20 protein-coding genes are annotated in these 23,333 nt (G+C 63.8%); 13 read left to right on the forward strand and 7 right to left on the reverse strand.

Features of this window, described 5'->3' with window-relative positions:
- The gene (tcdA, locus tag CAG22_RS09215) at positions 1–810 is read left to right on the forward strand and encodes a tRNA cyclic N6-threonylcarbamoyladenosine(37) synthase TcdA (protein WP_167506581.1); all 810 of its coding nucleotides are present in this window, start codon (positions 1–3) and stop codon (positions 808–810) included.
- Positions 811–1,021: 211 nt separating this feature from the next.
- On the opposite strand, the gene CAG22_RS09220 is transcribed toward tcdA, so the two are convergent.
- The 4 genes from CAG22_RS09220 to CAG22_RS09235 all read right to left on the reverse strand — a co-directional run bounded on the left by CAG22_RS09220 (position 1,022) and on the right by CAG22_RS09235 (position 4,168).
- The gene (locus CAG22_RS09220; protein WP_085587668.1) at positions 1,022–1,432 is read right to left on the reverse strand and encodes a SufE family protein; all 411 of its coding nucleotides are present in this window, start codon (positions 1,430–1,432) and stop codon (positions 1,022–1,024) included.
- Positions 1,429–2,634: a cysteine desulfurase gene (locus tag CAG22_RS09225; RefSeq protein WP_085587670.1), complete on the reverse strand. Its 1,206-nt coding sequence runs from the start codon at positions 2,632–2,634 to the stop codon at positions 1,429–1,431. Before CAG22_RS09225 ends, CAG22_RS09220 begins: the two co-directional genes overlap by 4 nt.
- Positions 2,635–2,754: 120 nt before the next feature.
- Positions 2,755–3,789, reverse strand: a complete 1,035-nt coding sequence (gene dapD, locus CAG22_RS09230; protein ID WP_025337969.1) for a 2,3,4,5-tetrahydropyridine-2,6-dicarboxylate N-succinyltransferase — start codon at positions 3,787–3,789, stop codon at positions 2,755–2,757.
- A gap of 31 nt (positions 3,790–3,820) precedes the next feature.
- Complete coding sequence (locus CAG22_RS09235) at positions 3,821–4,168, reverse strand: ArsC family reductase (RefSeq protein WP_170929287.1); 348 nt, start codon at positions 4,166–4,168, stop codon at positions 3,821–3,823.
- 591 nt (positions 4,169–4,759) lie between these two features.
- On the opposite strand from CAG22_RS09235, the gene CAG22_RS09240 reads away from it, so the two are divergent.
- Positions 4,760–6,406, forward strand: coding sequence for a Na+/H+ antiporter (locus CAG22_RS09240; RefSeq protein ID WP_085705338.1), 1,647 nt, complete (start codon positions 4,760–4,762; stop codon positions 6,404–6,406).
- A gap of 115 nt (positions 6,407–6,521) precedes the next feature.
- Here the strand turns inward: CAG22_RS09240 and dapC are convergent, their stop codons facing one another.
- From dapC to map, 3 genes are read right to left on the reverse strand one after another with little or no spacing between them, the layout of a single operon-like run.
- A complete protein-coding gene (dapC, locus tag CAG22_RS09245) occupies positions 6,522–7,718 on the reverse strand; it encodes a succinyldiaminopimelate transaminase (RefSeq protein WP_085705340.1) in 1,197 nt (398 codons plus the stop codon).
- A gap of 30 nt (positions 7,719–7,748) precedes the next feature.
- Positions 7,749–10,451 (reverse strand): [protein-PII] uridylyltransferase, encoded by a 2,703-nt coding sequence (locus tag CAG22_RS09250; protein ID WP_085587676.1) that lies wholly within the window; start codon positions 10,449–10,451, stop codon positions 7,749–7,751.
- A gap of 42 nt (positions 10,452–10,493) precedes the next feature.
- Positions 10,494–11,276: a type I methionyl aminopeptidase gene (gene map, locus CAG22_RS09255; RefSeq protein WP_025337973.1), complete on the reverse strand. Its 783-nt coding sequence runs from the start codon at positions 11,274–11,276 to the stop codon at positions 10,494–10,496.
- A gap of 462 nt (positions 11,277–11,738) precedes the next feature.
- Here map and rpsB point away from each other — a divergent pair, with 462 nt between their 5' ends.
- From rpsB to lpxD, 11 genes are all read left to right on the forward strand, one after another.
- The gene (gene rpsB, locus CAG22_RS09260) at positions 11,739–12,476 is read left to right on the forward strand and encodes a 30S ribosomal protein S2 (RefSeq protein WP_003252287.1); all 738 of its coding nucleotides are present in this window, start codon (positions 11,739–11,741) and stop codon (positions 12,474–12,476) included.
- A gap of 186 nt (positions 12,477–12,662) precedes the next feature.
- Positions 12,663–13,526: a translation elongation factor Ts gene (tsf, locus tag CAG22_RS09265; RefSeq protein WP_013971250.1), complete on the forward strand. Its 864-nt coding sequence runs from the start codon at positions 12,663–12,665 to the stop codon at positions 13,524–13,526.
- A 180-nt stretch (positions 13,527–13,706) separates the two neighbouring features.
- Positions 13,707–14,450 (forward strand): UMP kinase, encoded by a 744-nt coding sequence (gene pyrH, locus CAG22_RS09270; protein WP_003252294.1) that lies wholly within the window; start codon positions 13,707–13,709, stop codon positions 14,448–14,450.
- Positions 14,447–15,004, forward strand: a complete 558-nt coding sequence (frr, locus tag CAG22_RS09275) for a ribosome recycling factor (RefSeq protein WP_025337974.1) — start codon at positions 14,447–14,449, stop codon at positions 15,002–15,004. The genes pyrH and frr overlap by 4 nt, the downstream gene beginning before the upstream one ends.
- Before the next feature lie 15 nt (positions 15,005–15,019).
- A complete protein-coding gene (gene uppS, locus CAG22_RS09280) occupies positions 15,020–15,775 on the forward strand; it encodes a polyprenyl diphosphate synthase (protein ID WP_015269194.1) in 756 nt (251 codons plus the stop codon).
- Entirely contained in the window at positions 15,775–16,590 is an 816-nt protein-coding gene (locus tag CAG22_RS09285) for a phosphatidate cytidylyltransferase (RefSeq protein WP_013971253.1), read from the forward strand. Before uppS ends, CAG22_RS09285 begins: the two co-directional genes overlap by 1 nt.
- Entirely contained in the window at positions 16,587–17,777 is a 1,191-nt protein-coding gene (gene ispC / locus CAG22_RS09290; protein ID WP_085587678.1) for a 1-deoxy-D-xylulose-5-phosphate reductoisomerase, read from the forward strand. Before CAG22_RS09285 ends, ispC begins: the two co-directional genes overlap by 4 nt.
- A 71-nt stretch (positions 17,778–17,848) precedes the next feature.
- Positions 17,849–19,201, forward strand: coding sequence for an RIP metalloprotease RseP (rseP, locus tag CAG22_RS09295; RefSeq protein WP_085587702.1), 1,353 nt, complete (start codon positions 17,849–17,851; stop codon positions 19,199–19,201).
- A 74-nt stretch (positions 19,202–19,275) separates the two neighbouring features.
- Positions 19,276–21,636 carry an outer membrane protein assembly factor BamA gene (gene bamA, locus CAG22_RS09300; RefSeq protein WP_085705342.1) on the forward strand — a complete coding sequence of 787 codons (2,361 nt, stop codon included), beginning with the start codon at positions 19,276–19,278 and terminating at the stop codon, positions 21,634–21,636.
- A gap of 44 nt (positions 21,637–21,680) precedes the next feature.
- Positions 21,681–22,184: an OmpH family outer membrane protein gene (locus CAG22_RS09305; protein WP_015269197.1), complete on the forward strand. Its 504-nt coding sequence runs from the start codon at positions 21,681–21,683 to the stop codon at positions 22,182–22,184.
- 1 nt (position 22,185) lies between these two features.
- Entirely contained in the window at positions 22,186–23,241 is a 1,056-nt protein-coding gene (lpxD, locus tag CAG22_RS09310) for a UDP-3-O-(3-hydroxymyristoyl)glucosamine N-acyltransferase (RefSeq protein ID WP_013971258.1), read from the forward strand.
- Positions 23,242–23,333 lie beyond the last annotated feature (92 nt).

The following is a 23,333-nucleotide window of genomic DNA, read 5'->3' on the forward strand; positions in this document are numbered from 1 at the left end:
ATGAGCACAGAAGATCCACGCTTCGCCGGCGTTGCCCGGCTGTATGGCGACCAGGGGTTGCACCGTCTGGGCCAGGCCCATGTGGCCGTGGTCGGTATTGGCGGAGTAGGCTCGTGGGCGGCGGAAGCGCTGGCCCGCAGTGGCGTGGGCGAGATCACCCTGTTCGACCTCGACGACGTGTGCGTCAGCAACACCAACCGCCAGGCCCATGCGCTGGATGGGCAGGTGGGGCGGCCCAAGGTCGAGGTCATGGCCGAGCGCCTGCGGGCGATCAACCCGGCGTGCACGGTGCATGCAGTGGCCGACTTCGTCACCCGCGACACCATGGTCGAGTACATTACCGAGAACCTCGACTGCGTGATCGACTGCATCGACAGCGTCATGGCCAAGGCGGCGCTGATTGCCTGGTGCCGGCGGCGCAAGATCGCCATCGTCACCACGGGTGGCGCCGGTGGGCAGATCGACCCGACACAGATCCAGATCGCCGACCTGAACAAGACCTTCAACGACCCGCTGGCCTCGCGGGTGCGTTCCACCCTGCGTCGCGACTACAACTTCTCGCGCAATGTCAGCCGCAACTATGGCGTGCCATGCGTGTTCTCCAGCGAACAGCTGCGCTACCCCAAGGGCGATGGCAGCGTTTGCCTGCAGAAAAGCTTCGTGGGTGAGGGCGTGCGGTTGGACTGCGCGGGAGGCTTTGGCGCGGTGATGATGGTGACCGCGACCTTTGGCATGGTGGCGGCGAGCAAGGCGGTGGAAAAACTGGTAGCGGGGGCGCGGCGGCCTTCGGAGCGGGTCAAGCCTGAATAACTGCTTCTGGCCCACTCGGTCCTTGTAGGAGCGGCCTTGTGTCGCGAAAGGGGCGCGTAGCGGCCCCAGGTTCCCAGTTTCACCACAGAGATTGACGGGGCCGCTTTGCGGCCCTTTCGCGACACAAGGCCGCTCCTACAGGTAAACGCCAGCCAAAACGCCACGCGATACCTGTGGGAGCGGGCGAGCCCGCGAAGAGGCCAGCACCGATTCAACGGTTGGACGCCAGCTCCGCCATCCGCTGCAACACCGCATGCAGCCCATTGCTGCGCGACGGCGAAAGCTGGCGCTCCAGGCCCAGCTGAGTGAACCACTCACGCAGATCGAGCCCGGCGAGTTCTTCACTGGCCAATCCCTGCACCCGCACCAGCAACAACGCCAGCAGCCCACGCAACAGGCGTGCATCGCTGCTGGCCTTGAACCGCCACAAGCCCTCGACCTGCTCGGCCACCAGCCATACCAGGCTTTCGCAGCCATGCACCCGGTTGGCCTCGGTCTTTTCAGTGTCAGCCAGCGGTTCCAGCCGGTCGCCCCACTGCATCAACAGCCGCGCACGCTGTTCCCAGCCCTTGCCCTGCTCGAAAGCTTCCAGCGCCTGGCGCGCCTGATCCGGCAGGGTCATCGCAACAGCTCCAGGCCTTGATCCAGCGCCGCGAAGAAACGCTGCAAGTCATCGCTGTCGTTATACAGCCCCAATGACACGCGGATCGCGCCCTCCAGGCCCAGGCCCTGCAGCAGCGGCATGGCGCAGTGGTGCCCGGCACGCACGGCAATGCCTTGCTCGGTCAGCAGGTGGGCGATGTCGGCGTTATGCACGCCGTCGATGACAAAACTGGCAAGGGCCGCCTGTGGCGTGCCCAGGATGCGCACGCCATCGCGGTCCGCCAGGCCACGCAGCAGGTACTGGTGCAGGCTGGTTTCATGGGCTTCGAGCGCCTGGGCATCGAGGCTGGCCAGGTAGTCCAGGGTTGCACCCAGGCCGATCACCCCGGCGATCGGCGGCGTGCCTGCCTCGAACCCCAGCGGCGCCGGGCGGAAGCTGGCGCTGTGGTATTCGGCCAGTTGCACCATCTCGCCACCGAACTGCCAGTGGTGCAGCAGTTCCAGCGCCTGGCTGCGGCCGTACAGCACACCGACGCCTTCCGGGCCGTATAGCTTGTGGCTGGAGAACACATAGAAGTCGCAGCCAAGCTGCTGCACATCATGGCGGCCATGCACCACGCCCTGGGCACCGTCGACCACGGTCAGCGCGCCTTGGGCGCGGGCATGGGCCAGCAGCGCCGGCAACGGCTGCCAGGTACCCAGCACGTTGGACAGCTGGCTCACCGCCAGCACCCGGGTGCGCGGGCCGATCAGTTGCAGCGCCTGGTCCAGGTCGATGCGGCCATGGGCATCCAGCGGCAGCACCACCAGGCGCAGGTTGCGCCGGCGCGCCAGCTGTTGCCAGGGCAGCAGGTTGGCATGGTGCTCCAGGGCACTGACGGCAATTTCGTCACCGGCCTCGAAGCGGTGTTCCAGGCCATAGGCCAGCAGGTTCAGCGCCGAAGTGGCACCGTGGGTGAAGATGATCTGCCGCGAGTCTGCCGCATTGAGCCAGGCGGCAACCTTGTCGCGGCTGGTTTCGAAGGCCTGAGTCGCCAGTGCGCCGGGCAAGTGCTGGGCACGGTGCACGTTGGCTGCGCCATGGCCGTAGTAATGGCTCAGGGCATCGAGCAGGGCTTGCGGCTTCTGGGTGGTGGCGGCGTTGTCCAGGTAGGTCTGGTGCTGCCGTTGCAGGGCGGCGATGGCGGGAAAATCGGCACGCCAGGGGGAGGGCTGAAACATGGTCGCGGGGCCTGGAATGAAAATCGGGTCTGGCGTGGTGCCAGACCCGATCTTAACATTTCAAACGCTGAGAATCCGCTGTTCGCGAGCAAGCTAGCTCCGGCAGCGGTTGAAGGGCTCTCAGTTGTGCGCGTGCAGCGCCTCGTTCAGCTCGATGGCCGACTTGTGGGTCTTGCACTCCACCGCGCCGTTCAGCGAGTTGCGACGGAACAGCAGGTCGGTCTGGCCGGCCAGGTCGCGGGCCTTGACCACTTTGACCAGCTGGTTGTTCTCGTCCAGCAGGTTCACCTTGGTACCGGCGGTGATGTACAGGCCGGCTTCGACGGTGTTGCGGTCGCCCAGCGGAATGCCGATACCGGCGTTGGCGCCGATCAGGCAGCCTTCGCCAACCTTGATGACGATGTTGCCGCCACCGGACAGGGTGCCCATGGTCGAGCAGCCGCCGCCCAGGTCCGAGCCCTTGCCGACGAATACGCCAGCGGAAACGCGGCCTTCGATCATGCCCGGGCCTTCGGTGCCAGCGTTAAAGTTGACGAAGCCTTCGTGCATGATGGTGGTGCCTTCGCCGATGTAGGCGCCCAGGCGCACGCGGGCGGTGTCGGCGATACGCACGCCGGCCGGGACCACGTAGTCGGTCATTTTCGGGAACTTGTCCACCGAGAACACTTCCAGCAGCTCGCCCTTCAGGCGTGCTTCCAGTTGCAGTTCGGCGAGTTCGGCCAGGTCGACCGCGCCCTGGTTGGTCCAGGCCACGTTCGGCAGCAGCGGGAAGATGCCGGCCAGGCTCACGCCGTGCGGCTTGACCAGGCGGTGCGACAGCAGGTGCAGCTTGAGGTAGGCCTCTGGGGTCGAGGTCAGCGCGGCGTCTTCGGCCAGCAGGGTGGCGACCAGCGGCTTGTGGCTTTCGGCCAGGCGGGTCAGCAGGGCGGCCTGGGCGGCATCAACGCCTTTCACGGCTTCGGCCAGTTGCGCGGCCTGGGCGTTGCTGAAGGCGATGGCCTGGTTGCCACCTTGGTAACCGAGAACAGGGGCTACTGCAGCGACCAGTTCGGCGCTCGGGTTGAGCAGCGGTTGTGCGTAGAACACTTCCAGCCAGGCGCCCTGGCGGTTCTGGGAGCCGACACCGAAGGCCAGGCTGAACAGGGTATTGGACATGTGATTACCTCGTGCGAAATAGGGTAGGGGCTCAGGCCAGGGCAGCGGCGTACAGGTCGGGCTTGAAGCCGACCAGGGTACGCGCGCCAAGGTCGAGCACCGGGCGCTTGATCATCGACGGCTGGGCCAGCATCAGCTCGACGGCCTTGGCCTGGTCGAGGTCGGCCTTGCTGGCGTCGTCCAGCTTGCGGAAGGTGGTGCCGGCACGGTTGAGGATGACTTCCCAGCCGTGTTCGTCGCACCAGCGGTTCAGGCTGTCGCGGTCGATGCCTTGGGCCTTGTAGTCGTGGAATTCGTAGGTGATGGCCTGGTCTTCGAGCCAGGTACGTGCCTTTTTCATGGTGTCACAGGCTTTGATGCCGTAGAGCGTGTAGGTCATTGTGTGCATTGGGGATCACAGGCTGCCCCAATCTCTCCGTTTTCCGATTTCAGTCGCGGGATTATGCGGGAACGATCCTGTGAGCGCCACGGGTGTGCATGTCTTGGGTCTTGCAGTGTGTCGGAGACCGAGCGCCGCCCGCGCGGCGCATCGCCGGCAAGCCGGCTCCCACATCTGTTTCGGGCCAGTTATTCCTGCACCTCAGCCGCGCGAACCCTTAGTGCATGACTGAATTTTGGTGAGAAGCAGAAGCGATACCTTCAGTATCGAAGGGAACAAACAGGGCGGGCAGCGGTAATTTCACAGAAGAGACTGGCCCGAAACAGATGTGGGAGCCGGCTTGCCGGCGATGCGCCGCGCGGGCGGCGCTCGATCTCAGCAGCCCCATAGCACTCAAGGCATGCGCCTCCAAGCCGATACGACCTCGACCCTACGCCGCCATCAGCCCCAAGTATCATCATGTTACATATTCATCCGCCCCCTGCGACTATCGTGCAGCGGCCCCGAATCCCACATCGCCGCTAACATATTGTTTCAATGGCGATGTTTCGCCCTGTTGTCGTTTCTGGTTCACAAAGGAAGCTTTCCCGGATGCAGTCCGCCTACACCGTCCTCATCCTGCTGACGCTGGTCAGCGTGTCGAAGCTGGTCGGCCGCATGATTCCGCTGCCCTTGCCGCTGGTACAGATCGCCGCCGGCGCCTTGCTTGCGTGGCCGACACTGGGCCTGCATGTGGCACTGGACCCCGAGCTGTTCCTGTTCCTGTTCCTGCCGCCGTTGCTGTTCGCCGACGGCTGGCGCATTCCCAAGCGTGAGTTGTGGCGCATTCGTGGGCCGGTGGTGGCGCTGGCCGTGGGGCTGGTGCTGTTTACCGTGGTCGGGGCCGGTTACTTCATTCACTGGCTGCTGCCGAGCATCCCGCTGCCCGTGGCCTTCGCCCTGGCCGCAGTGTTGTCGCCGACCGACGCCGTGGCGGTTTCGGCCATTACCCAGGACCGCCTGCCCACCCCGCTGATGCACATGCTCCAGGGCGAGGCCCTGATGAACGATGCCTCGGGCCTGGTGACCTTCAAGTTCGCCCTGGCGGCGGCGATCACCGGGGTGTTCTCGCTGACCGACGCAAGCTTCAGCTTCGTGCTGGTCGCCCTGGGCGGCTTGGCGGTGGGCGTGGCCCTGAGCTGGCTGATCGGCCGCCTGCGTGCCTGGATGATCGCCCGCGGCTGGGACGACCCGGCCACCCACGTGGTGTTCATGTTGCTGCTGCCGTTCGCTGCCTACGTGCTGGCCGAGCGCCTGGGCGTGTCGGGCATCCTTTCGGCGGTAGCGGCCGGCATGATGCAGAGCTGGCTGGACCTGCTGCCACGGCAGACCAGCACGCGCCTGCTCAACCGCAGCGTGTGGTCGCTGCTGGAGTTCGCTTTCAACGGCCTGATCTTCCTGCTGCTGGGCCTGCAGTTACCGGACATCATCAAGGCCGTGGTCAGCCATGAACCCACCGTCTGGCCGACCCTGGCCTGGCGCTGCCTGGACGTGGTGGCGATCTTTGTGGCGCTGATCTTGCTGCGGTTCATCTGGGTCCAGAGCATCTGGCGCTCTATCGGTGTGGTACGCCGCTGGCGCGGCAAGCCGGCGCTGGTGCTGATGCCCACGGCGCGCTCCTGCTGGTTGCTGACTCTGGGTGGTGTGCGCGGTGCGGTCACCCTGGCCGGCGTGATGTCGATTCCGTTGCTGATGGGAGCAGGCAAGGCCTTCCCGGAGCGTGACCTGCTGATCTTCATTGCGGCCGGGGTGATCCTGCTGTCGTTGATCAGTGCCTGTATCGCGTTGCCGCTGTTGCTGCGCGGGGTGACCAAGAGCCCGGACGAGCGCTTGCACCAGGAGGTGCAGGAGGCCTGGCGACGCACGGCCGAGGCGGCGATCCATGCACTGGAGGCAGAGGAAGTGATCGACAGCAATGCGCCGCAGGATGCCGCGCAGGCGACCCTGGCGACCGAGTTGAAGGCGCGCTTGATGGCGGAATACCGCGATGAGCTGGACAGCTACAACGACAGTGCCGAAGCCAAGGCGCTGGCCGAGCAGATGGACCTGCTGGAGCGGCGTTTGCGCTTGCGGGCGCTGCGGGCGCAGCGGCTGGAGCTGTATGAACTGCATCGCCAGCATCAGGTGGGGGATGAAGTGGTGCGGCAGGTGTTGGGTGAGCTGGATATGAGTGAAGCGAACCTGGGGTCAGTCAGGTAGACCGCAGGGGGCCGCTTTGCGGCCCTTCGCGGGCTTGCCCGCTCCTACAGGTACTGCACCGCTTTCTCGGCTTGTGCTGTACGTGTGGGAGCGGGCATGCCCGCGAATTGGGCGGTCAGCGGTTCTGCAGAAATGCGCGAATCCGCTCCGCCGCCTCGATGCACTCGGCCAGCGGTGCAACCAGTGCCATGCGCACACGCCCGGCGCCCGGGTTCACGCCATCCACTTCGCGCGACAGGTACGACCCCGGCACCACCGTCACATGCTGGGCCTCGAACAGGTCGCGAGTGAACTCGGCATCGCCGCCGGATACCTTGGCCCACAGGTAGAAGCTGCCATCCGGGCGCTGCACGTCCAGCACCGGCTGCAGGATATCCAGCACGGCATCGTACTTGGCGCGGTACTGGTCGCGGTTCTCGCGCACATGCGCCTCGTCCTGCCAGGCAGCGATGCTTGCCAGCTGGGTTTGTACCGGCATGGCGCAGCCGTGGTAGGTACGGTACAGCAGGAACGGCTTGATGATCTCGGCGTCACCGGCGACGAAGCCCGAGCGCAGGCCCGGCAGGTTGGAGCGCTTGGACAGGCTGTGGAATACCACGCAGCGCTTGAAGTCGCTGCGGCCCAGTTCCGCACAGGCAGTCAGCAGGCCTGGTGGCGGGGCATCCTCGTCGAAGTACAGCTCGCTGTAGCACTCGTCGGCGGCAATCACGAAGTCGTGCTCGTCGGCCAGGGCAATCAGCTTCTTCAGGGTGTCCATCGGCACCAGTGCGCCGGTGGGGTTGCCCGGCGAGCACAGGAACAGGATCTGGCAACGCTTCCACACTTCAGCCGGCACGGCGTCGAAGTCGGGGTTGAAACCGTTGCTTTCCAGGCACGGCAGGTAGTGCGGGGTGGCACCGGCCAGCAGCGCTGCGCCTTCGTAGATCTGGTAGAACGGGTTGGGGCTGACCACCAGGCCGTCATCGGCGCGGTTGACCACGGCCTGGGTGAAGGCGAACAGCGCTTCACGGGTGCCGTTGACCGGCAGGATGTGGCGGTCGGCATCCAGCCAGCCGGCCGGTACGCCGAAGCGCCGCTCGCACCACTGGCCGATGGCCTGGCGCAGGGCGGGCAGGCCGATGGTGCTCGGGTACACCGCCAGCTTGTCGAGGTTGTCGGCCATGGCCTGGGCGACGAACGCCGGCGATTCGTGCTTCGGCTCACCGATCGACAGGGCGATGGCGCGCTTGTCCGCCGCAGGTGCAACGCTGCCCAGCAGGGCGCGGAGTTTCTCGAACGGGTAGGGCTGAAGCTGGGTCAAGGCATGGTTCATCGGCGCAAGGTCTCGTCAATCGTCTAGTCGTTAAAAGGTCACGCGGGTGGGGCTGGCATCGCTGGCCTGGCCGGCCTGCAGCTGCTGGACGATGGCCTCCTGCAGTCGGCTGCACAGCTGTGGGTCGGACAGCGGCTGGTTGTCGGCATCGGTGATGAAGAACACGTCTTCCACCCGCTCGCCAAGGGTGGCGATCTTGGCGTTCTGCAGCGACAGGTCGAACTCCAGGAAGATCCGCCCCAGCCGGGCCAGCAGGCCTGGGCGGTCGGGCGCGGTGATTTCGAGGATGGTCACCGGCCGCTGGGCATCGTTGAGGATGGTCACCTGTGGCGGGAAGTCGAAGTGCTTGAGCTGGCGCGGTACCCGGCGCTGGATGATGGTCGGGTAGTCCTCGGGGTTGCGCAGCGCTTCGGTCAGGCCGTCGCGAATCTGCTTGACCCGCTGCGGGTTGTCGCCGATCGAGCCGCCGTCGTTGTCCAGCACGATGTAGGTGTCGAGGGTGAACTGGCTGCTCGAGGTGATGATTCGCGCGTCATGAATGTTCAGGTTCAGCTGCGACATGGCCGCCACCGTCACGGCGAAGAAGTCGTGCTGGTCGGGGGCATAGATGAAGATCTGCGTGCCACCCTCGAACTCGCGCTGGGTGGTTTCCTTGATCAGCACCAGCGGCCCGCCATCGGCCGGCTGCTGGAGGATCGCGTCACTGTGCCAGGCCACGTCGGCAGCGGTGTGCTTGAGGAAGTAGTCATCGCCCAGCTGCGACCACAGCTGCTCGACGTCGTCCGGGTCGGTGCCTTCGCGCACCAGGATATCCAGCGCCGCCGATTGGGTCTGGCGAATCTGCTCCTCGCGGTCCAGCGGGTTTTCCAGGCCACGGCGCAGGGCGCGCTTGGTCTCGGTGTACAGCTGGCGCAGCAGGCTGGCGCGCCACGAGTTCCACAGGCTGGGGTTGGTGGCGTTGATATCGGCCACGGTCAGCACGTACAGGTAGTCCAGGCGCGTCTCGTCGCCCACGTGCAGGGCAAAATCGTTGATCACCTGTGGGTCGGACAGGTCCTTGCGCTGGGCGGTGGTCGACATCACCAGGTGGTTCTGCACCAGCCAGACAATCAGCCGGCTGTCCCAGGCCGGCAACTGGTGGCGCTCGCAGAACTTCTGCGCATCCACGGCGCCCAGCTCGGAATGGTCGCCCTGGCGGCCCTTGCCGATGTCGTGATACAGGCCAGCCAGGTAGATCAGCTCGGGCTTGGGCAGGCGGCCCATGAGCTTGCTGGCCAGCGGGAATTTCTCGGACACCGGCGTGTATTGCAGCTTGCGCAGGTGCTTGATGAGGTTGAGGGTGTGCGCATCGACCGTATAGATGTGGAACAGGTCGTGCTGCATCTGCCCGACGATCAGGCCGAACTCCGGCAGGTAGCGGCCGAGGATGCCGTAGCGGTTCATCCGCCGCAGGTTGCGGTGGATGCCGATTTCGCACTTGAACAGCTCGATGAACAGGCTGGTGTTGCGAATATCGGTGCGGAAGGTATCGTCGATCAGGTGCCGGTGCTCGCGCAGCAGCCGCACGGTATCGGCGCGTACGCCCTTGATCTCGGGGTGCTGGGCCATCAGCACGAAGATTTCCAGCATGGCGAACGGCGTGCGCTTGAACACGTTCGGCCTGGCCGCTTCTATGTAGCCGTCATGCAGGCGGAAGCGCGCGTTCAGCGGCTGGGTGGTGCCGCTGTCGTCATCTGCGAGGATGACCTCCTCGAAGTGCTGGATGATCAGGTCGCACAGCTGGCTGATGCTCATTACCACCCGGTAGTACTGCTGCATGAACTGCTCGATCGCCCGCTTGGGGTTGTCGTCGCTGTAGCCCAGCAGCGCGGCGATGCTGCGCTGGTGGTCGAACAGCAGGCGGTCCTCGGCGCGCCCGGCCAGCATGTGCAAGGCGTAGCGCACCCTCCACAGGAAGTCCTGGGACGAGGCCAGCAGCTCGTTCTCGCTTTCCAGCAGGAAACCTTCGCCGGCCAGTGCGTGCAGGTTGAGGGTGCCGTACTGGCGGCGGGCCACCCACAGCACTGTCTGGATGTCGCGCAGGCCGCCGGGTGAACCTTTCACATTGGGTTCGAGGTTGTACTCGGTGTCGTTGTACTTGTGGTGGCGGGCCTTGAGTTCGGCTCGCTTGGCCAGGAAGAAGTCCTTGCTCGGCCACATGTGCGCAGTGCTGGTCACCTCCAGCATGCGCTGGCGCAGGGCCTCGGGGCCGGCAACGGTGCGGCTTTCCATCAGGTTGGTGATGACCGTCAGGTCGGCACGGGCCTGCTCGGCGCACTCGTCGACGGTGCGCACGCTCTGGCCCACTTCCAGGCCGATGTCCCACAGCAGGGTGAGAAACCGCTCGATGGCATCGCGATACTGCTCGTGTTCGGCAGCACCCAGCAGGATCAGCAGGTCGATGTCCGAATGCGGGTGCAGCTCACCGCGCCCGTAACCACCCACCGCGACCAGGGCGATGCCGCTCTGGTCGCCCCAGTCGAACTGGTTCCAGGCCTGTTGCAGGATGTTGTCGACGAGCCAGGCGCGGGCCTCGATCAGCGGGCGGATTTCGCTGCCACTGCGGAAACGCTTGTCGAGCACCTCGCCGGCCTGGCGGATGGCTTTCTTGAAGGCGGCGATGGGGCTCGCCTTGAGGGCCAGTTCCGCCTGGAACTGGCCGCGGTCGAACAACTCGGGGTCCACCTGGGGCATCGCGTCACGTTCCTGTCGTGGGGGTGGCCTGTGGGAGTGCGGTCAGGCCGAGGTGCGCGGGATGGTGTCGTCCTTGCGCAGGGTGAAGATCTCGTAGCCGGTCGCGGTCACCACCAGGGTGTGTTCCCACTGGGCCGAGAGCTTGCGGTCCTTGGTGATGGCGGTCCAGCCGTCGCCCAGCACCTTGGTGTCGGCCTTGCCCTGGTTGATCATCGGCTCGATGGTGAAGGTCATGCCTTCCTTCAGCTCCATGCCGGTGCCGGCGCGGCCGTAGTGCAGGATCTGCGGCTCTTCGTGGAACACCTTGCCGATGCCGTGGCCGCAGAACTCGCGCACCACCGAGAAGCCGTTCTTTTCAGCGTGCTTCTGGATCACTTCGCCGATGTCGCCCAGGCGGCAGCCCGGCTTGACCAGTTCGATGGCCTTGTACATGCACTCCTGGGTGACCTTGGACAGGCGCTCGGCCCATACCGGCACGGTGCCGACGTGGAACATGCGGCTGGTGTCGCCGTGGTAGCCGTCCTTGATCACGGTGACGTCGATGTTCAGCGTGTCACCGTCCTTGAGCGGCTTGTCGTTGGGGATGCCGTGGCAGACCACATGGTTGATCGAGGTGCAGATCGACTTCGGGTAGCCCTTGTAGTTGAGCGGTGCCGGGATGGCCTGCTGGACGTTGACGATGTAGTCGTGGCACAGGCGGTCCAGCTCTTCGGTGGTGACACCGGGCTTGACGTGTTCCTCGATCATTTCCAGCACGTCGGCGGCCAGGCGGCCAGCGATGCGCATCTTCTCGATGTCTTCTGCGGTCTTGATGGTGACGGTCATTACAGGCTCTCTACAGCGCCGCATGCGGCGCGAACAAACGGGAAAGGCCGGATTCTAGCAGAGCAGGGCGCCGATCGGTCGGCATACGGATGGAGAATTGGGACTGCTGCGCAGTCCATCGCCGGCAAGCCAGCTCCCACAGGAATCGTATTACGCTTGTGGGAGCTGGCTTGCCGGCGATGGGGCGCGCAGCGGCCCCAACTGCCCTGAAAGCTGCCATCCATGAACTGGCATTCTGGCGCGAAAGCCGGGGTGCTGCAAAAACCGCTGACGGACGCAACAGTATCCGGGTTCCGTTCGGCCGCGGTCTGTGGTATAAAATGCGCCGCTTTCGGGGACGACCCCGTCAGCACTTAACCCACACACGTGTCGACACGATGACCTGGGTGCCCCGAGTTGCAGAATTCGCGGGTTGGTCATTGGGATACGTGGAGGCCCAACCCGACTTATCAAGGAACTATCATGTCCCAAGTCAACATGCGCGATATGCTGAAGGCCGGTGTGCACTTCGGCCACCAGACCCGTTACTGGAACCCGAAAATGGGCAAGTACATTTTCGGCGCGCGTAACAAGATCCACATCGTCAACCTGGAAAAAACCCTGCCAATGTTCAACGACGCTCTGTCGTTCGTAGAGCGCCTGGCCCAGGGCAAGAACAAGATCCTGTTCGTCGGCACCAAGCGTTCCGCCGGCAAGATCGTCGCCGAGCAAGCTGCTCGTTGCGGTTCGCCGTACGTTGACCACCGTTGGTTGGGCGGCATGCTGACCAACTACAAGACCATCCGCGCTTCGATCAAGCGTCTGCGCGACCTGGAAACCCAGGCCGAAGACGGCACTTTCGCCAAGCTGACCAAGAAAGAAGCCCTGATGCGCTCCCGCGACCTGGAAAAACTGGATCGCAGCCTGGGCGGCATCAAGGACATGGGCGGTCTGCCAGACGCTCTGTTCGTTATCGACGTTGATCACGAGCGCATCGCGATCACCGAAGCCAACAAGCTGGGCATCCCGGTTATCGGCGTTGTCGATACCAACAGCAGCCCGGAAGGTGTTGACTACATCATCCCAGGTAACGATGACGCCATCCGCGCTATCGAGCTGTACATGACTTCGATGGCTGACGCAGTCATCCGCGGCCGTAACAACGTTGCCGGCGGCACCGAAGTTTACGCTGAAGAAGCGGCTGCACCTGCTGCCGAGTAATTAGACGCTAGCGTCGACTTGGCACGCAAAAAGGGGGCTCTGCCCCCTTTTTGCCACCTTGAAATCCTGCTGTCAGCATCGGCCCCGCATCATGGGCTCGCTGAGATAAACACAGCGGATTTGCAGAATTGAACGCCCGTGACGAACGGGTGGAATGGTTGAAAAACTTTCCAAGAGGATTTTGAAATGGCAGCAATTACTGCAGCGCTGGTCAAAGAACTGCGCGAGCGTACCGGCGAAGGCATGATGGATTGCAAGAAGGCCCTGGAAAAGGCCGGCGGCGACATCGAAAAAGCCATTGACGACATGCGTGCCTCGGGCGCCATCAAGGCCGCCAAAAAGGCTGGCAACGTCGCTGCTGAAGGCGCTATCGCCGTCAAGACCGACGGTAAATCCGCCGTCCTGCTGGAAGTGAACTCGCAGACCGACTTCCTGGCCCTGCAAGACGACTTCAAGAACTTCGTTGCCGACAGCATCGAAGAAGCCTTCGCCCAGAAGCTGACCGACGCTGCTCCGCTGATCGCCTCGCGTGAAGCTGCTCGTGAAGCCCTGGTTGCCAAGTGCGGCGAGAACGTCAACATCCGTCGCCTGGTGCGCGTTGAAGGTGACGTTGTCGGTGCCTACCTGCACGGCAACAAGATCGGCGCTGCCGTTGTCCTGAAAGGCGGCGACGTCGATCTGGCCAAGAACATCGCCATGCACGTTGCAGCTTCGAACCCTGAGTTCCTGCTGCCGTCGGAAGTATCGGCCGAAGCCATCGAGCGCGAGAAGGGCGTCTTCCTGCAGCTGAACGCTGACAAGATCGCCGGCAAGCCGGAAAACATCGTCGAGAACATGATCAAAGGTCGTATCTCGAAGTTCCTGGCCGAAGCCTCGCTGGTCGAGCAAGCCTTCGTCATGAACCCGGAAGTCAAGGTTGGCGAGCTGGCCAAGAAAGCCGGTGCTGAAATCGTTTCCTTCACCTACTTCAAGGTAGGCGAAGGCATCGAGAAGCCAGTCGACGACTTCGCTGCTGAAGTTGCCGCTCAGGTAGCTGCTGCCAAGCAGTAAGACAGCCCCGTCTGTCGCCCCGAAGAGGCTGCCCGCTCACGCGCGCAGCCTCTTTGTCAAAACGGCGAAGGGTTTATAAAACCTGCCGCCGCTGGCACCAAAACGGTGCCACGCTACAGTTAGCAGGCTGCAAACAGCCCGCACGAATTTTCTAAAAGTACGCCGCAGGAGAGACTCGCAATGGCTCAGCAGGTGAGTGGTCGCCAACCTCGCTATAAACGCATTTTGCTCAAACTTAGCGGCGAGGCCCTGATGGGCTCGGAAGACTTCGGGATCGACCCGAAAGTGCTGGATCGCATGGCCCTCGAAGTTGGCCAGCTGGTAGGGATCGGTGTCCAGGTCGGCCTGGTGATCGGTGGTGGCAACCTGTTCCGCGGCGCCGCGCTCAGCGCAGCCGGCATGGACCGCGTCACCGGTGACCACATGGGCATGCTGGCCACCGTGATGAACGGCCTGGCCATGCGCGACGCGCTGGAGCGCTCGAACATCCCGGCCCTGGTCATGTCGGCCATTTCCATGGTCGGTGTCACCGATCATTACGATCGTCGCAAAGCTATTCGCCACCTCAACTCCGGGGATGTGGTAATTTTCTCCGCCGGTACCGGCAACCCGTTCTTCACCACCGACTCCGCGGCCTGCCTGCGCGCCATCGAAATCGATGCCGACGTGGTGCTGAAGGCGACCAAGGTCGATGGTGTGTACACTGCCGATCCATTCAAGGACCCGCATGCCGAGAAGTTCGATCACCTGACCTACGACGAGGTCCTGGATCGCAAGCTGGGTGTGATGGACCTGACCGCAATCTGCCTGTGCCGTGACCACAAGATGCCATTGCGGGTATTCAACATGAACAAGCCTGGCGCCCTGCTGAACATCGTGGTGGGTGGCGCTGAAGGTACTCTGATCGAGGAAGGCCAAGCATGATCAACGACATCAAGAAAGACGCGCAGGAGCGCATGACCAAGTCCCTCGAGGCCCTGGCCCGCAACCTGGCGGCAATCCGCACCGGTCGCGCCCACCCGAGCATCCTGGACAGCGTCAAGGTCCCGGCCTGGGGTAGCGAGATGCCGCTGAACCAGGTGGCCGCGATCACCGTCGAAGATGCCCGCACCCTGAAGATCGTCGCCCACGACAAGAACCTCAGCGCCGCCATCGAGAAGGCCATCCTCACCTCCGACCTGGGCCTGAACCCGTCCAGCGCCGGCACCACCATCCGCGTGCCGATGCCGGCCCTGACCGAGGAAACCCGCAAGGGCTACACCAAGCAGGCCAGCGGCGTTGCCGAGGATGCCAAGGTAGCCGTGCGCAACGTGCGCCGTGACGCCCTGGCCGACCTGAAGAAGCTGACCAAGGACAAGGAAATCAGCGAAGACGAAGAGCGTCGTGCCGCTGACGAAATCCAGAAACTGACCGACAAGTACGTTGCCGAAGTCGATGCCGCCTTCAAAGCCAAGGAAAAGGACCTGATGGCCGTCTAAGGCCGGGGTTTTTTAATGGAAAAGACCAAGCCAGCGGCGCCGTCCTCGGTGCCGCGTCATGTCGCGATCATCATGGATGGCAACAACCGCTGGGCGAAAAAGCGCCTGTTGCCCGGCGTTGCCGGGCACAAGGCGGGTGTCGACGCCGTTCGCGCGGTCATCGAAGTCTGTGCCGAGTCCGGGGTCGAGGTGCTGACCCTGTTCGCCTTCTCCAGTGAGAACTGGCAGCGTCCCGCCGAAGAGGTCGGTGCGCTGATGGAGCTGTTCTTCTCGGCCCTGCGCCGCGAGGCCAAGCGCCTCAACGAGAACAACATCAGCCTGCGTATCATCGGTGACCGTTCGCGTTTCCATCCCGAGCTGCAAGCCGCCATGCGCGAGGCCGAGGCGCTGACCGCCGGCAACAACCGCTTCATCCTGCAGATCGCGGCCAACTACGGTGGCCAGTGGGACATCGCCCAGGCCGCCCAGCGGCTGGCGCGGGAAGTGCAAGCCGGGCACCTGCGCCCGGAAGACATCACCCCGGGCCTGCTGCAGACCTGCCTGGCAACCGGCGAGCTGCCGCTGCCGGACCTGTGCATCCGCACTGGTGGCGAGCATCGCATCAGCAACTTCCTGTTGTGGCAGCTGGCCTACGCCGAGCTGTATTTCTCCGACCTGTACTGGCCGGACTTCAAACACGAGGCCATGCGCAACGCCCTGGCCGATTTCGCTTCGCGCCAGCGCCGCTTCGGTAAGACCAGCGAGCAGGTCGAGGCTGGAGCTCGTGCTTAATGCTTAAACAACGCATCATTACCGCGCTGATCCTGCTGCCGATCGCGCTGGGTGGCTTCTTCCTGCTCAACGGTGGGGATTTCGCCCTGTTCATCGGCTTCGTGGTGACCCTCGGCGCCTGGGAGTGGGCGCGCCTGGCCGGGCTCATGGCCCAGCCACTGCGCATTGCCTATGCCGTGGTCGTCGCCGGAGCGCTGATGTTGCTGTATATCCTTCCGGAGCTGGCGCCTTGGGTGCTGGGCGCTGCGGTGATCTGGTGGGGGTTGGCCACCTGGCTGGTGCTTACCTACCCGCGCAGCAGCGAGCTGTGGGCCAGTGCCGCCTGCCGGTTGCTGATCGGCCTGCTGGTATTGCTGCCGGCCTGGCAGGGGTTGGTGCTGCTCAAGCACTGGCCGCTGGGTAACTGGCTGATCCTGTCGGTCATGGTGTTGGTGTGGGCTGCCGATATTGGCGCGTACTTCTCCGGCCGTGCCTTCGGCAAGCGCAAGCTGGCGCCTCAGGTCAGCCCTGGCAAGAGCTGGGAAGGCGTGTATGGCGGTCTGGCGGTCAGCCTGGTGATCACCCTGGTGGTCGGTATCAGCCGCGACTGGGGCTTCGGCCAGATCCTGCTGGGCCTTCTGAGTGCCGCGCTGGTGGTCATGTCTTCGGTGGTCGGTGACCTGACCGAAAGCATGTTCAAGCGCCGTTCCGGCATCAAGGACAGCAGCAACCTGTTGCCTGGCCATGGTGGGGTGCTCGACCGCATCGACAGCCTGACTGCGGCGATCCCGATTTTCGCCGTGCTGCTGTGGGCTGCCGAATGGGGTGTTATGTGAGCCGCCCGCAGCGTATTACCGTGCTCGGGGCCACCGGCTCCATCGGCCTGAGCACGCTGGATGTCATCGCGCGCCATCCCGACCGCTACCAGGTGTTCGCCCTGAGTGGTTATTCGCGTATCGACGAATTGCAGGCCCTGTGCGTGCGCCATCGCCCGGCATTCGCCGTGGTGCCGAGCGCCGAGGCGGCCGCGCGACTGCGCGAAAGCCTGGTAGCGGCGGGCTGCGCCACCGAGGTGCTGGAAGGCGAGGCCGGGCTGTGCCAGGTGGCTTCTGCGTCGGAAGTGGACGCAGTGATGGCGGCCATCGTCGGCGCCGCCGGCCTGCGCCCCACCCTGGCGGCGGTCGAGGCGGGCAAGAAGGTGTTGCTGGCCAACAAGGAGGCGCTGGTGATGTCCGGCGCGCTGTTCATGGAGGCGGTGCGGCGCAGTGGCGCCGTGCTGCTGCCGATCGACAGCGAGCACAATGCGATCTTCCAGTGCATGCCCGGCGACTACGCGCGCGGCCTCAGTGCCGTCGGCGTACGCCGGATCCTGCTTACCGCCTCCGGTGGCCCGTTCCGCGAGACCCCCGTCGAGGCGCTGCTGGATGTCACCCCGGAACAGGCCTGCGCGCACCCCAACTGGTCCATGGGGCGCAAGATTTCCGTGGATTCGGCCAGCATGATGAACAAGGGCCTTGAACTGATCGAGGCCTGCTGGTTGTTCGATGCCGCACCGGCCAAGGTCGAGGTGGTGGTGCACCCGCAGAGCGTGATCCACTCACTTGTGGATTATGTCGACGGTTCGGTGCTGGCGCAGCTGGGTAACCCGGACATGCGTACGCCCATCGCCAACGCCCTGGCCTGGCCCGAGCGGATCGATTCCGGGGTGGCACCGCTGGACCTGTTCGCCATCGCCCGTCTGGATTTCCAGGCGCCCGACGAACAGCGCTTCCCTTGCCTGCGCCTGGCGCGGCAGGCTGCCGAGGCCGGCAACAGCGCACCGGCCGTGCTCAATGCGGCCAACGAGGTTGCGGTCGAGGCATTTCTCCAGCGGCGTATCCGCTTCCCGGAGATCGCGGGTATGATCGAACAGGTGCTCGATCAGGAGCCCGTCGTACCGCTGCCGTCGCTGGACGCGGTGTTCGCCGCCGACCAGCGTGCCCGGGAGCTTTCCCGTGAGTGGCTGAGGCGTCACGGTCGCTGATGCAGGCCCGCCACGGTTCACGAGGGGGCTGGGCATGATGCCAGCCCGCTGAACATCATTCGGAGATGGATATGACAGCGCTCTACATGATTATCGGCACCCTCGTAGCCTTGGGTGTACTGGTCACTTTCCATGAATTCGGCCACTTCTGGGTGGCACGCCGCTGCGGTGTCAAGGTGCTGCGCTTCTCGGTGGGCTTCGGCACGCCGCTGCTGCGCTGGCATGACCGCCATGGCACCGAGTTCGTGGTCGCTGCGATCCCGCTGGGTGGTTACGTCAAGATGCTCGACGAGCGCGAGGGTGACGTGCCGCCGGCGCTGATCGAGCAGTCGTTCAACCGCAAGTCCGTGCGCCAGCGCATCGCGATCGTCGCGGCGGGCCCGGTTGCCAACTTCCTGCTGGCCATCCTGTTCTTCTGGGTGCTGGCGATGCTGGGTACCCAGCAGATCCGCCCGGTGATCGGTGCGGTCGATGCCGGCAGCCTGGCAGCATCGGCAGGCCTGACCGCAGGTCAGGAAATCGTCTCCATCGACGGCAAGCCGACCAATGGTTGGTCTGCAGTCAACCTGCAACTGGTTCGCCGCCTGGGCGAGAGCGGCACCCTGCAGGTTGGCGTGCGTGAAGAGGGCGCCAGCGCCGAACGCCAGCTGCAGGTGAAGCTGGACAGCTGGCTCAAGGGCGCCGACGAGCCGGACCCGATCCAGTCCCTTGGGCTGCACCCTTGGCGCCCGGCGATCGTGCCGGTGTTGGCCGAGATCGATCCGAAGGGGCCGGCTGCCGCTGCGGGCCTTAAAACCGGTGACAAGCTGCTGGCCCTCGATGGCGTGGCAGTGAGCGAATGGCAGCAGGTGGTCGATGCCGTGCGGGCCCGCCCGCAAGCCAAGGTTGTGGTGCGTGTCGAGCGCGATGGTGCTGCGCTGGACGTCCCGGTCACCCTGGCGCGCAAGGGCGAGGGCAAGGCGGCCGGCGGCTATCTTGGCGCCGGGGTAAAAGGTGGCGAATGGCCTGCCAACATGCTCCGCGAAGTCAGCTACGGCCCGCTGGATGCGGTGGGTGAGGGCTTGTCACGCACCTGGAACATGAGCGTCCTGACCCTTGAATCGCTGAAGAAAATGCTGTTCGGGGAGCTCTCGGTAAAAAACTTGAGCGGACCGATAACCATTGCTAAAGTGGCGGGCGCTTCAGCCCAGTCCGGCGTGGGGGATTTCCTGAATTTCCTGGCCTACCTGAGCATAAGCCTGGGGGTTCTTAACCTGCTGCCCATCCCGGTTCTGGATGGGGGGCATTTGCTGTTTTACCTGGTCGAGTGGGCGCGCGGTCGTCCGCTGTCGGATCGGGTGCAAGGTTGGGGGGTCCAGATCGGTATCAGTTTGGTCATAGGGGTGATGTTGCTCGCCCTGATCAACGATCTGGGTCGACTATAAAGCTTCGCTCAATTGCGAAACCTGCCGTCTTGTTGCGGCGGGCTGTTTATTGCCAGTTGGAATAAAAGGACTTCATGAAACGTCTGCTGCTAACTGCGGTCATGTCCGCACTGATGATCGCTGAAGTTCACGCCGAGTCCTTCACCATCTCCGATATCCGCGTCAACGGCCTGCAGCGGGTTTCCGCCGGCAGTGTCTTCGGTGCCTTGCCGCTGAACGTCGGCGACCAGGCCGATGACCGCCGACTGGTGGAGTCGACCCGTTCCCTGTTCAAGACCGGCTTCTTCCAGGACATCCAGCTGAACCGCGATGGCAATGTCCTGATCATCAACGTGGTCGAGCGCCCGTCGGTGTCGAGCATCGAGATCGAAGGCAACAAGGCCATCAGCACCGAAGACCTGATGAAGGGCCTGAAGCAATCCGGCCTGGCCGAAGGCGAGATCTTCCAGCGTGCCACCCTCGAAGGTGTGCGTAACGAACTGCAGCGCCAGTACGTGGCCCAGGGCCGCTACTCGGCCGAGGTCGACGCCGAGGTGGTGCCGCAGCCGCGCAACCGTGTGGCGCTGAAGATCAAGATCAACGAAGGCACCGTCGCCGCCATCCAGCACATCAACATCGTTGGTAACAACGTGTTCGACGACGAGACCCTGGCGCAGCTGTTCGAGCTGAAGACCACCAACTGGCTGTCGTTCTTCAAGAACGACGACAAGTACGCCCGCGAAAAGCTCTCCGGTGACCTGGAGCGCCTGCGTTCCTACTACCTGGACCGCGGCTACATCAACATGGACATCGCCTCCACCCAGGTGTCCATCACGCCCGACAAGAAACACGTCTACATCACCGTCAACATCAACGAAGGCGAGAAGTACACCGTCCGTGACGTGAAGCTGTCCGGTGACCTGAAGGTGCCGGAAGACCAGGTCAAGTCGCTGCTGCTGGTGCAGCCTGGCCAGGTGTTCTCGCGCAAGGTGATGACCAGCACTTCCGAGCTGATCACCCGCCGCCTGGGTAACGAAGGCTACACCTTCGCCAACGTCAACGGCGTGCCGCAGCCGAACGATGAAGACCACACCGTCGACATCATGTTCGTGGTCGACCCGGGCAAGCGTGCCTACGTCAACCGCATCAACTACCGCGGCAACACCAAGACCGAAGACGAAGTGCTGCGTCGCGAAATGCGCCAGATGGAAGGCGGCTGGGCCTCGACCTACCTGATCGACCAGTCCAAGACCCGCCTGGAACGCCTGGGCTTCTTCAAGGAAGTTAACGTCGAGACCCCGCCGGTGCCGGGCACCGACGACCAGGTCGACGTCAACTACAGCGTCGAGGAGCAGGCTTCCGGCTCGATCACCGCCAGCGTCGGTTTCGCCCAGAGCGCCGGCCTGATCCTCGGTGGTTCGATCAGCCAGAGCAACTTCCTCGGTACCGGTAACAAGGTCTCGATCGGCCTGACCCGTTCGGAATACCAGACCCGCTACAACTTCGGCTTCGTTGACCCCTACTTCACTGCCGATGGCGTGAGCCTGGGCTACAACGCCTTCTACCGCAGCACCGACTACGACGACCTCGATGTCGACGTGGCCAGCTACGCGGTGGACAGCTACGGTGCGGGCGTCAGCCTCGGTTACCCGATCAGCGAGACCTCGCGCCTGACCTATGGCCTGAGCGTGCAGCAGGACAAGATCAAGACCGGCCGTTATACAGTTGATGAGATCTTCGACTTCCTGGAGCAGGAAGGCGATAACTTCCTGAACTTCAAGGCCTCGATCGGCTGGTCCGAGTCGACCCTGAACAAAGGTGTGCTGGCAACCCGTGGTCACTCCCAGAGCCTGACCCTGGAATCCACCATTCCGGGCAGCGACCTGTCGTTCTTCAAGCTCGACTACCGCGGCCAGCTGTTCAAGCCGATTAGCAACGACTACACCCTGCGCCTGCACACCGAGCTGGGTTATGGTGACGGTTACGGCAGCACCTCCGGCCTGCCGTTCTACGAGAACTACTTCGCGGGTGGCTTCAACTCCGTCCGTGGCTTCAAGGACAGCAGCCTGGGCCCACGCAGCACGCCGAGCCGTGGTGCAGCAGTGACTGGCAACGAAGGCACCCTCGCCGACCCGGACCAGGATCCGTTGCCGTTCGGTGGCAACGTGCTGGTGCAAGGCGGTGTCGAACTGCTGTTCCCGCTGCCGTTCGTCAAGGACCAGCGTTCGCTGCGCACCTCCGTGTTCTGGGACGTGGGTAACGTGTTCGACACCAATTGCGGCAACCAGCCGGATTGCGAGAAGGTCGGTTTCTCGGGCATGGCCAGTTCGGTCGGCCTGGGCGTGACCTGGATCACCGCACTGGGCCCGCTGAGCTTCAGCCTGGCAATGCCGGTCAAGAAGCCGGACGATGCCGACACCCAGGTGTTCCAATTCTCTCTGGGCCAGACCTTCTGAGGTCGGCCCTCGCTTAATGACAACGGTTTATCCAGGAGTGCATCGTGCGTAAGTTGACCCAACTGGCCGTAGTGGCCGCGGCGCTGGTCGCCACCCCGGCTTTCGCCGAAATGAAGGTTGCCGTCCTGAACTATCAGATGGCCCTGCTGGAGTCGGATGCCGCCAAGAAATACGCGGTGGATGCCGAGAAGAAGTTCGGCCCGCAACTGACCAAGCTGAAAAGCCTGGAAAGCAGCGCCAAGGGCATCCAGGACCGTCTGATCAAGGGCGGCGACAAGATGCAGCAGCAGGAGCGCGAGCGCCTGGAGCTCGAGTTCAAGCAGAAGGCCCGTGACTTCCAGTTCCAGTCCAAGGAACTGAACGAAGCCAAGGCCGTTGCTGACCGCGACATGCTCAAGCAGCTGAAGCCGAAGCTGGATGGCGCTGTCGAGGAAGTGATCAAGAAAGGCGGTTACGACCTGGTCCTCGAGCGTGGCGCGGTCATCGATGTCAAGCCTCAGTACGACATCACCCGCCAGGTCATCGAGCGCATGAACCAAGCCCGTTGATATGACCGTGACCATGACGCTAGGCCAGTTGGCCGAGGCCCTCGGCGCCACCCTCAAGGGGCCCGAGGCGCTGCAGATTACCGGGCTGGCCACCTTGCAGGAGGCTGGCCCAGGTCAGTTGAGCTTCCTCGCCAACCCGCAGTACCGCAAATTCCTGGATAGCAGCCAGGCGGCCGCGGTGCTGCTGAAGGCGGCGGACGCCGAAGGCTTTGCCGGCAATGCGCTGATCGTCGCCGATCCGTACCTGGCCTATGCGCGCATTTCCCATCTGTTCGACCCCAAACCCAAGGCTGTGGCGGGTATTCATCCCAGCGCCGTGGTGGCCGAGGACGCGCAGGTGGACGCCAGTGCCAGCATCGGGCCGTTCGCGGTCATCGAAAGCGGTGCGCGCATCGCGGCCAATGTCAGTGTGGGTGCACACTGCGTGGTCGGTGCCCGTTGCGTGATCGGAGAGGGCGGCTGGCTGGCCCCACGGGTCACCCTGTACCATGATGTGACCATCGGCAAGCGTGTGGTCATCCAGTCGGGTGCGGTGATCGGCGGTGAAGGCTTCGGCTTTGCCAACGAGAAGGGCGTGTGGCGCAAGATCGCCCAGATCGGTGGTGTAACCATCGGCGACGACGTGGAAATCGGTGTCAACACCGCGGTCGATCGTGGCGCGCTGTCGGATACGCGGATCGCTGATGGGGTCAAGCTCGACAACCAGATCCAGATCGCCCACAACGTGCAGATCGGTGAGCACACGGCCATGGCCGCCTGCGTCGGAATTTCCGGCAGCACGCGCATCGGCAAGCATTGCACCATTGCCGGAGGTGTCGGCATGGTGGGTCATATCGATGTCTGTGATAACGTTTTCGTGTCCGGGATGACCATGGTGACCCGTTCGATCACCGAACCGGGTGCCTATTCTTCCGGCACTGCCATGCAGCCACTGGCTGAATGGCGCAAGAGCGCCGCGCGTATCCGCCACCTGGACGACATGGCCAAGCGTCTCCAGCAGCTGGAAAAACGCGTCGATACCGTGACCTCAGGTGGCCAGCCGACATCAGAAGGCTGATACCATTCCCTGAGCAAGAGTGAACAGTCGCTAGCTGGCTCCTCTTTGGACTGCAAAAGGAGCGTGTGGTCAGCACCTGCGCTCCCTATTCT

The organism is Pseudomonas sp. B8(2017), assembly GCF_002113575.1.
GTDB lineage: Bacteria > Pseudomonadota > Gammaproteobacteria > Pseudomonadales > Pseudomonadaceae > Aquipseudomonas > Aquipseudomonas putida_Z.

What these genes read in the sequence shown, in the direction of transcription:
- rpsB (WP_003252287.1), top strand. Translation starts at nt 11,739, where the DNA reads ATGTCCCAAGTCAACATGCGCGATATGCTGAAGGCCGGTGTGCACTTC.
- CAG22_RS09240 (WP_085705338.1), top strand. Translation starts at nt 4,760, where the DNA reads ATGCAGTCCGCCTACACCGTCCTCATCCTGCTGACGCTGGTCAGCGTG.
- dapC (WP_085705340.1), bottom strand. Translation starts at nt 7,718, where the DNA reads ATGAACCATGCCTTGACCCAGCTTCAGCCCTACCCGTTCGAGAAACTC.
- CAG22_RS09225 (WP_085587670.1), bottom strand. Translation starts at nt 2,634, where the DNA reads ATGTTTCAGCCCTCCCCCTGGCGTGCCGATTTTCCCGCCATCGCCGCC.
- uppS (WP_015269194.1), top strand. Translation starts at nt 15,020, where the DNA reads ATGGAAAAGACCAAGCCAGCGGCGCCGTCCTCGGTGCCGCGTCATGTC.
- CAG22_RS09250 (WP_085587676.1), bottom strand. Translation starts at nt 10,451, where the DNA reads ATGCCCCAGGTGGACCCCGAGTTGTTCGACCGCGGCCAGTTCCAGGCG.
- frr (WP_025337974.1), top strand. Translation starts at nt 14,447, where the DNA reads ATGATCAACGACATCAAGAAAGACGCGCAGGAGCGCATGACCAAGTCC.
- CAG22_RS09220 (WP_085587668.1), bottom strand. Translation starts at nt 1,432, where the DNA reads ATGACCCTGCCGGATCAGGCGCGCCAGGCGCTGGAAGCTTTCGAGCAG.
- map (WP_025337973.1), bottom strand. Translation starts at nt 11,276, where the DNA reads ATGACCGTCACCATCAAGACCGCAGAAGACATCGAGAAGATGCGCATC.
- pyrH (WP_003252294.1), top strand. Translation starts at nt 13,707, where the DNA reads ATGGCTCAGCAGGTGAGTGGTCGCCAACCTCGCTATAAACGCATTTTG.
- bamA (WP_085705342.1), top strand. Translation starts at nt 19,276, where the DNA reads ATGAAACGTCTGCTGCTAACTGCGGTCATGTCCGCACTGATGATCGCT.
- dapD (WP_025337969.1), bottom strand. Translation starts at nt 3,789, where the DNA reads ATGTCCAATACCCTGTTCAGCCTGGCCTTCGGTGTCGGCTCCCAGAAC.
- rseP (WP_085587702.1), top strand. Translation starts at nt 17,849, where the DNA reads ATGACAGCGCTCTACATGATTATCGGCACCCTCGTAGCCTTGGGTGTA.
- lpxD (WP_013971258.1), top strand. Translation starts at nt 22,186, where the DNA reads ATGACCGTGACCATGACGCTAGGCCAGTTGGCCGAGGCCCTCGGCGCC.
- tcdA (WP_167506581.1), top strand. Translation starts at nt 1, where the DNA reads ATGAGCACAGAAGATCCACGCTTCGCCGGCGTTGCCCGGCTGTATGGC.
- CAG22_RS09285 (WP_013971253.1), top strand. Translation starts at nt 15,775, where the DNA reads ATGCTTAAACAACGCATCATTACCGCGCTGATCCTGCTGCCGATCGCG.
- CAG22_RS09235 (WP_170929287.1), bottom strand. Translation starts at nt 4,168, where the DNA reads ATGACCTACACGCTCTACGGCATCAAAGCCTGTGACACCATGAAAAAG.
- tsf (WP_013971250.1), top strand. Translation starts at nt 12,663, where the DNA reads ATGGCAGCAATTACTGCAGCGCTGGTCAAAGAACTGCGCGAGCGTACC.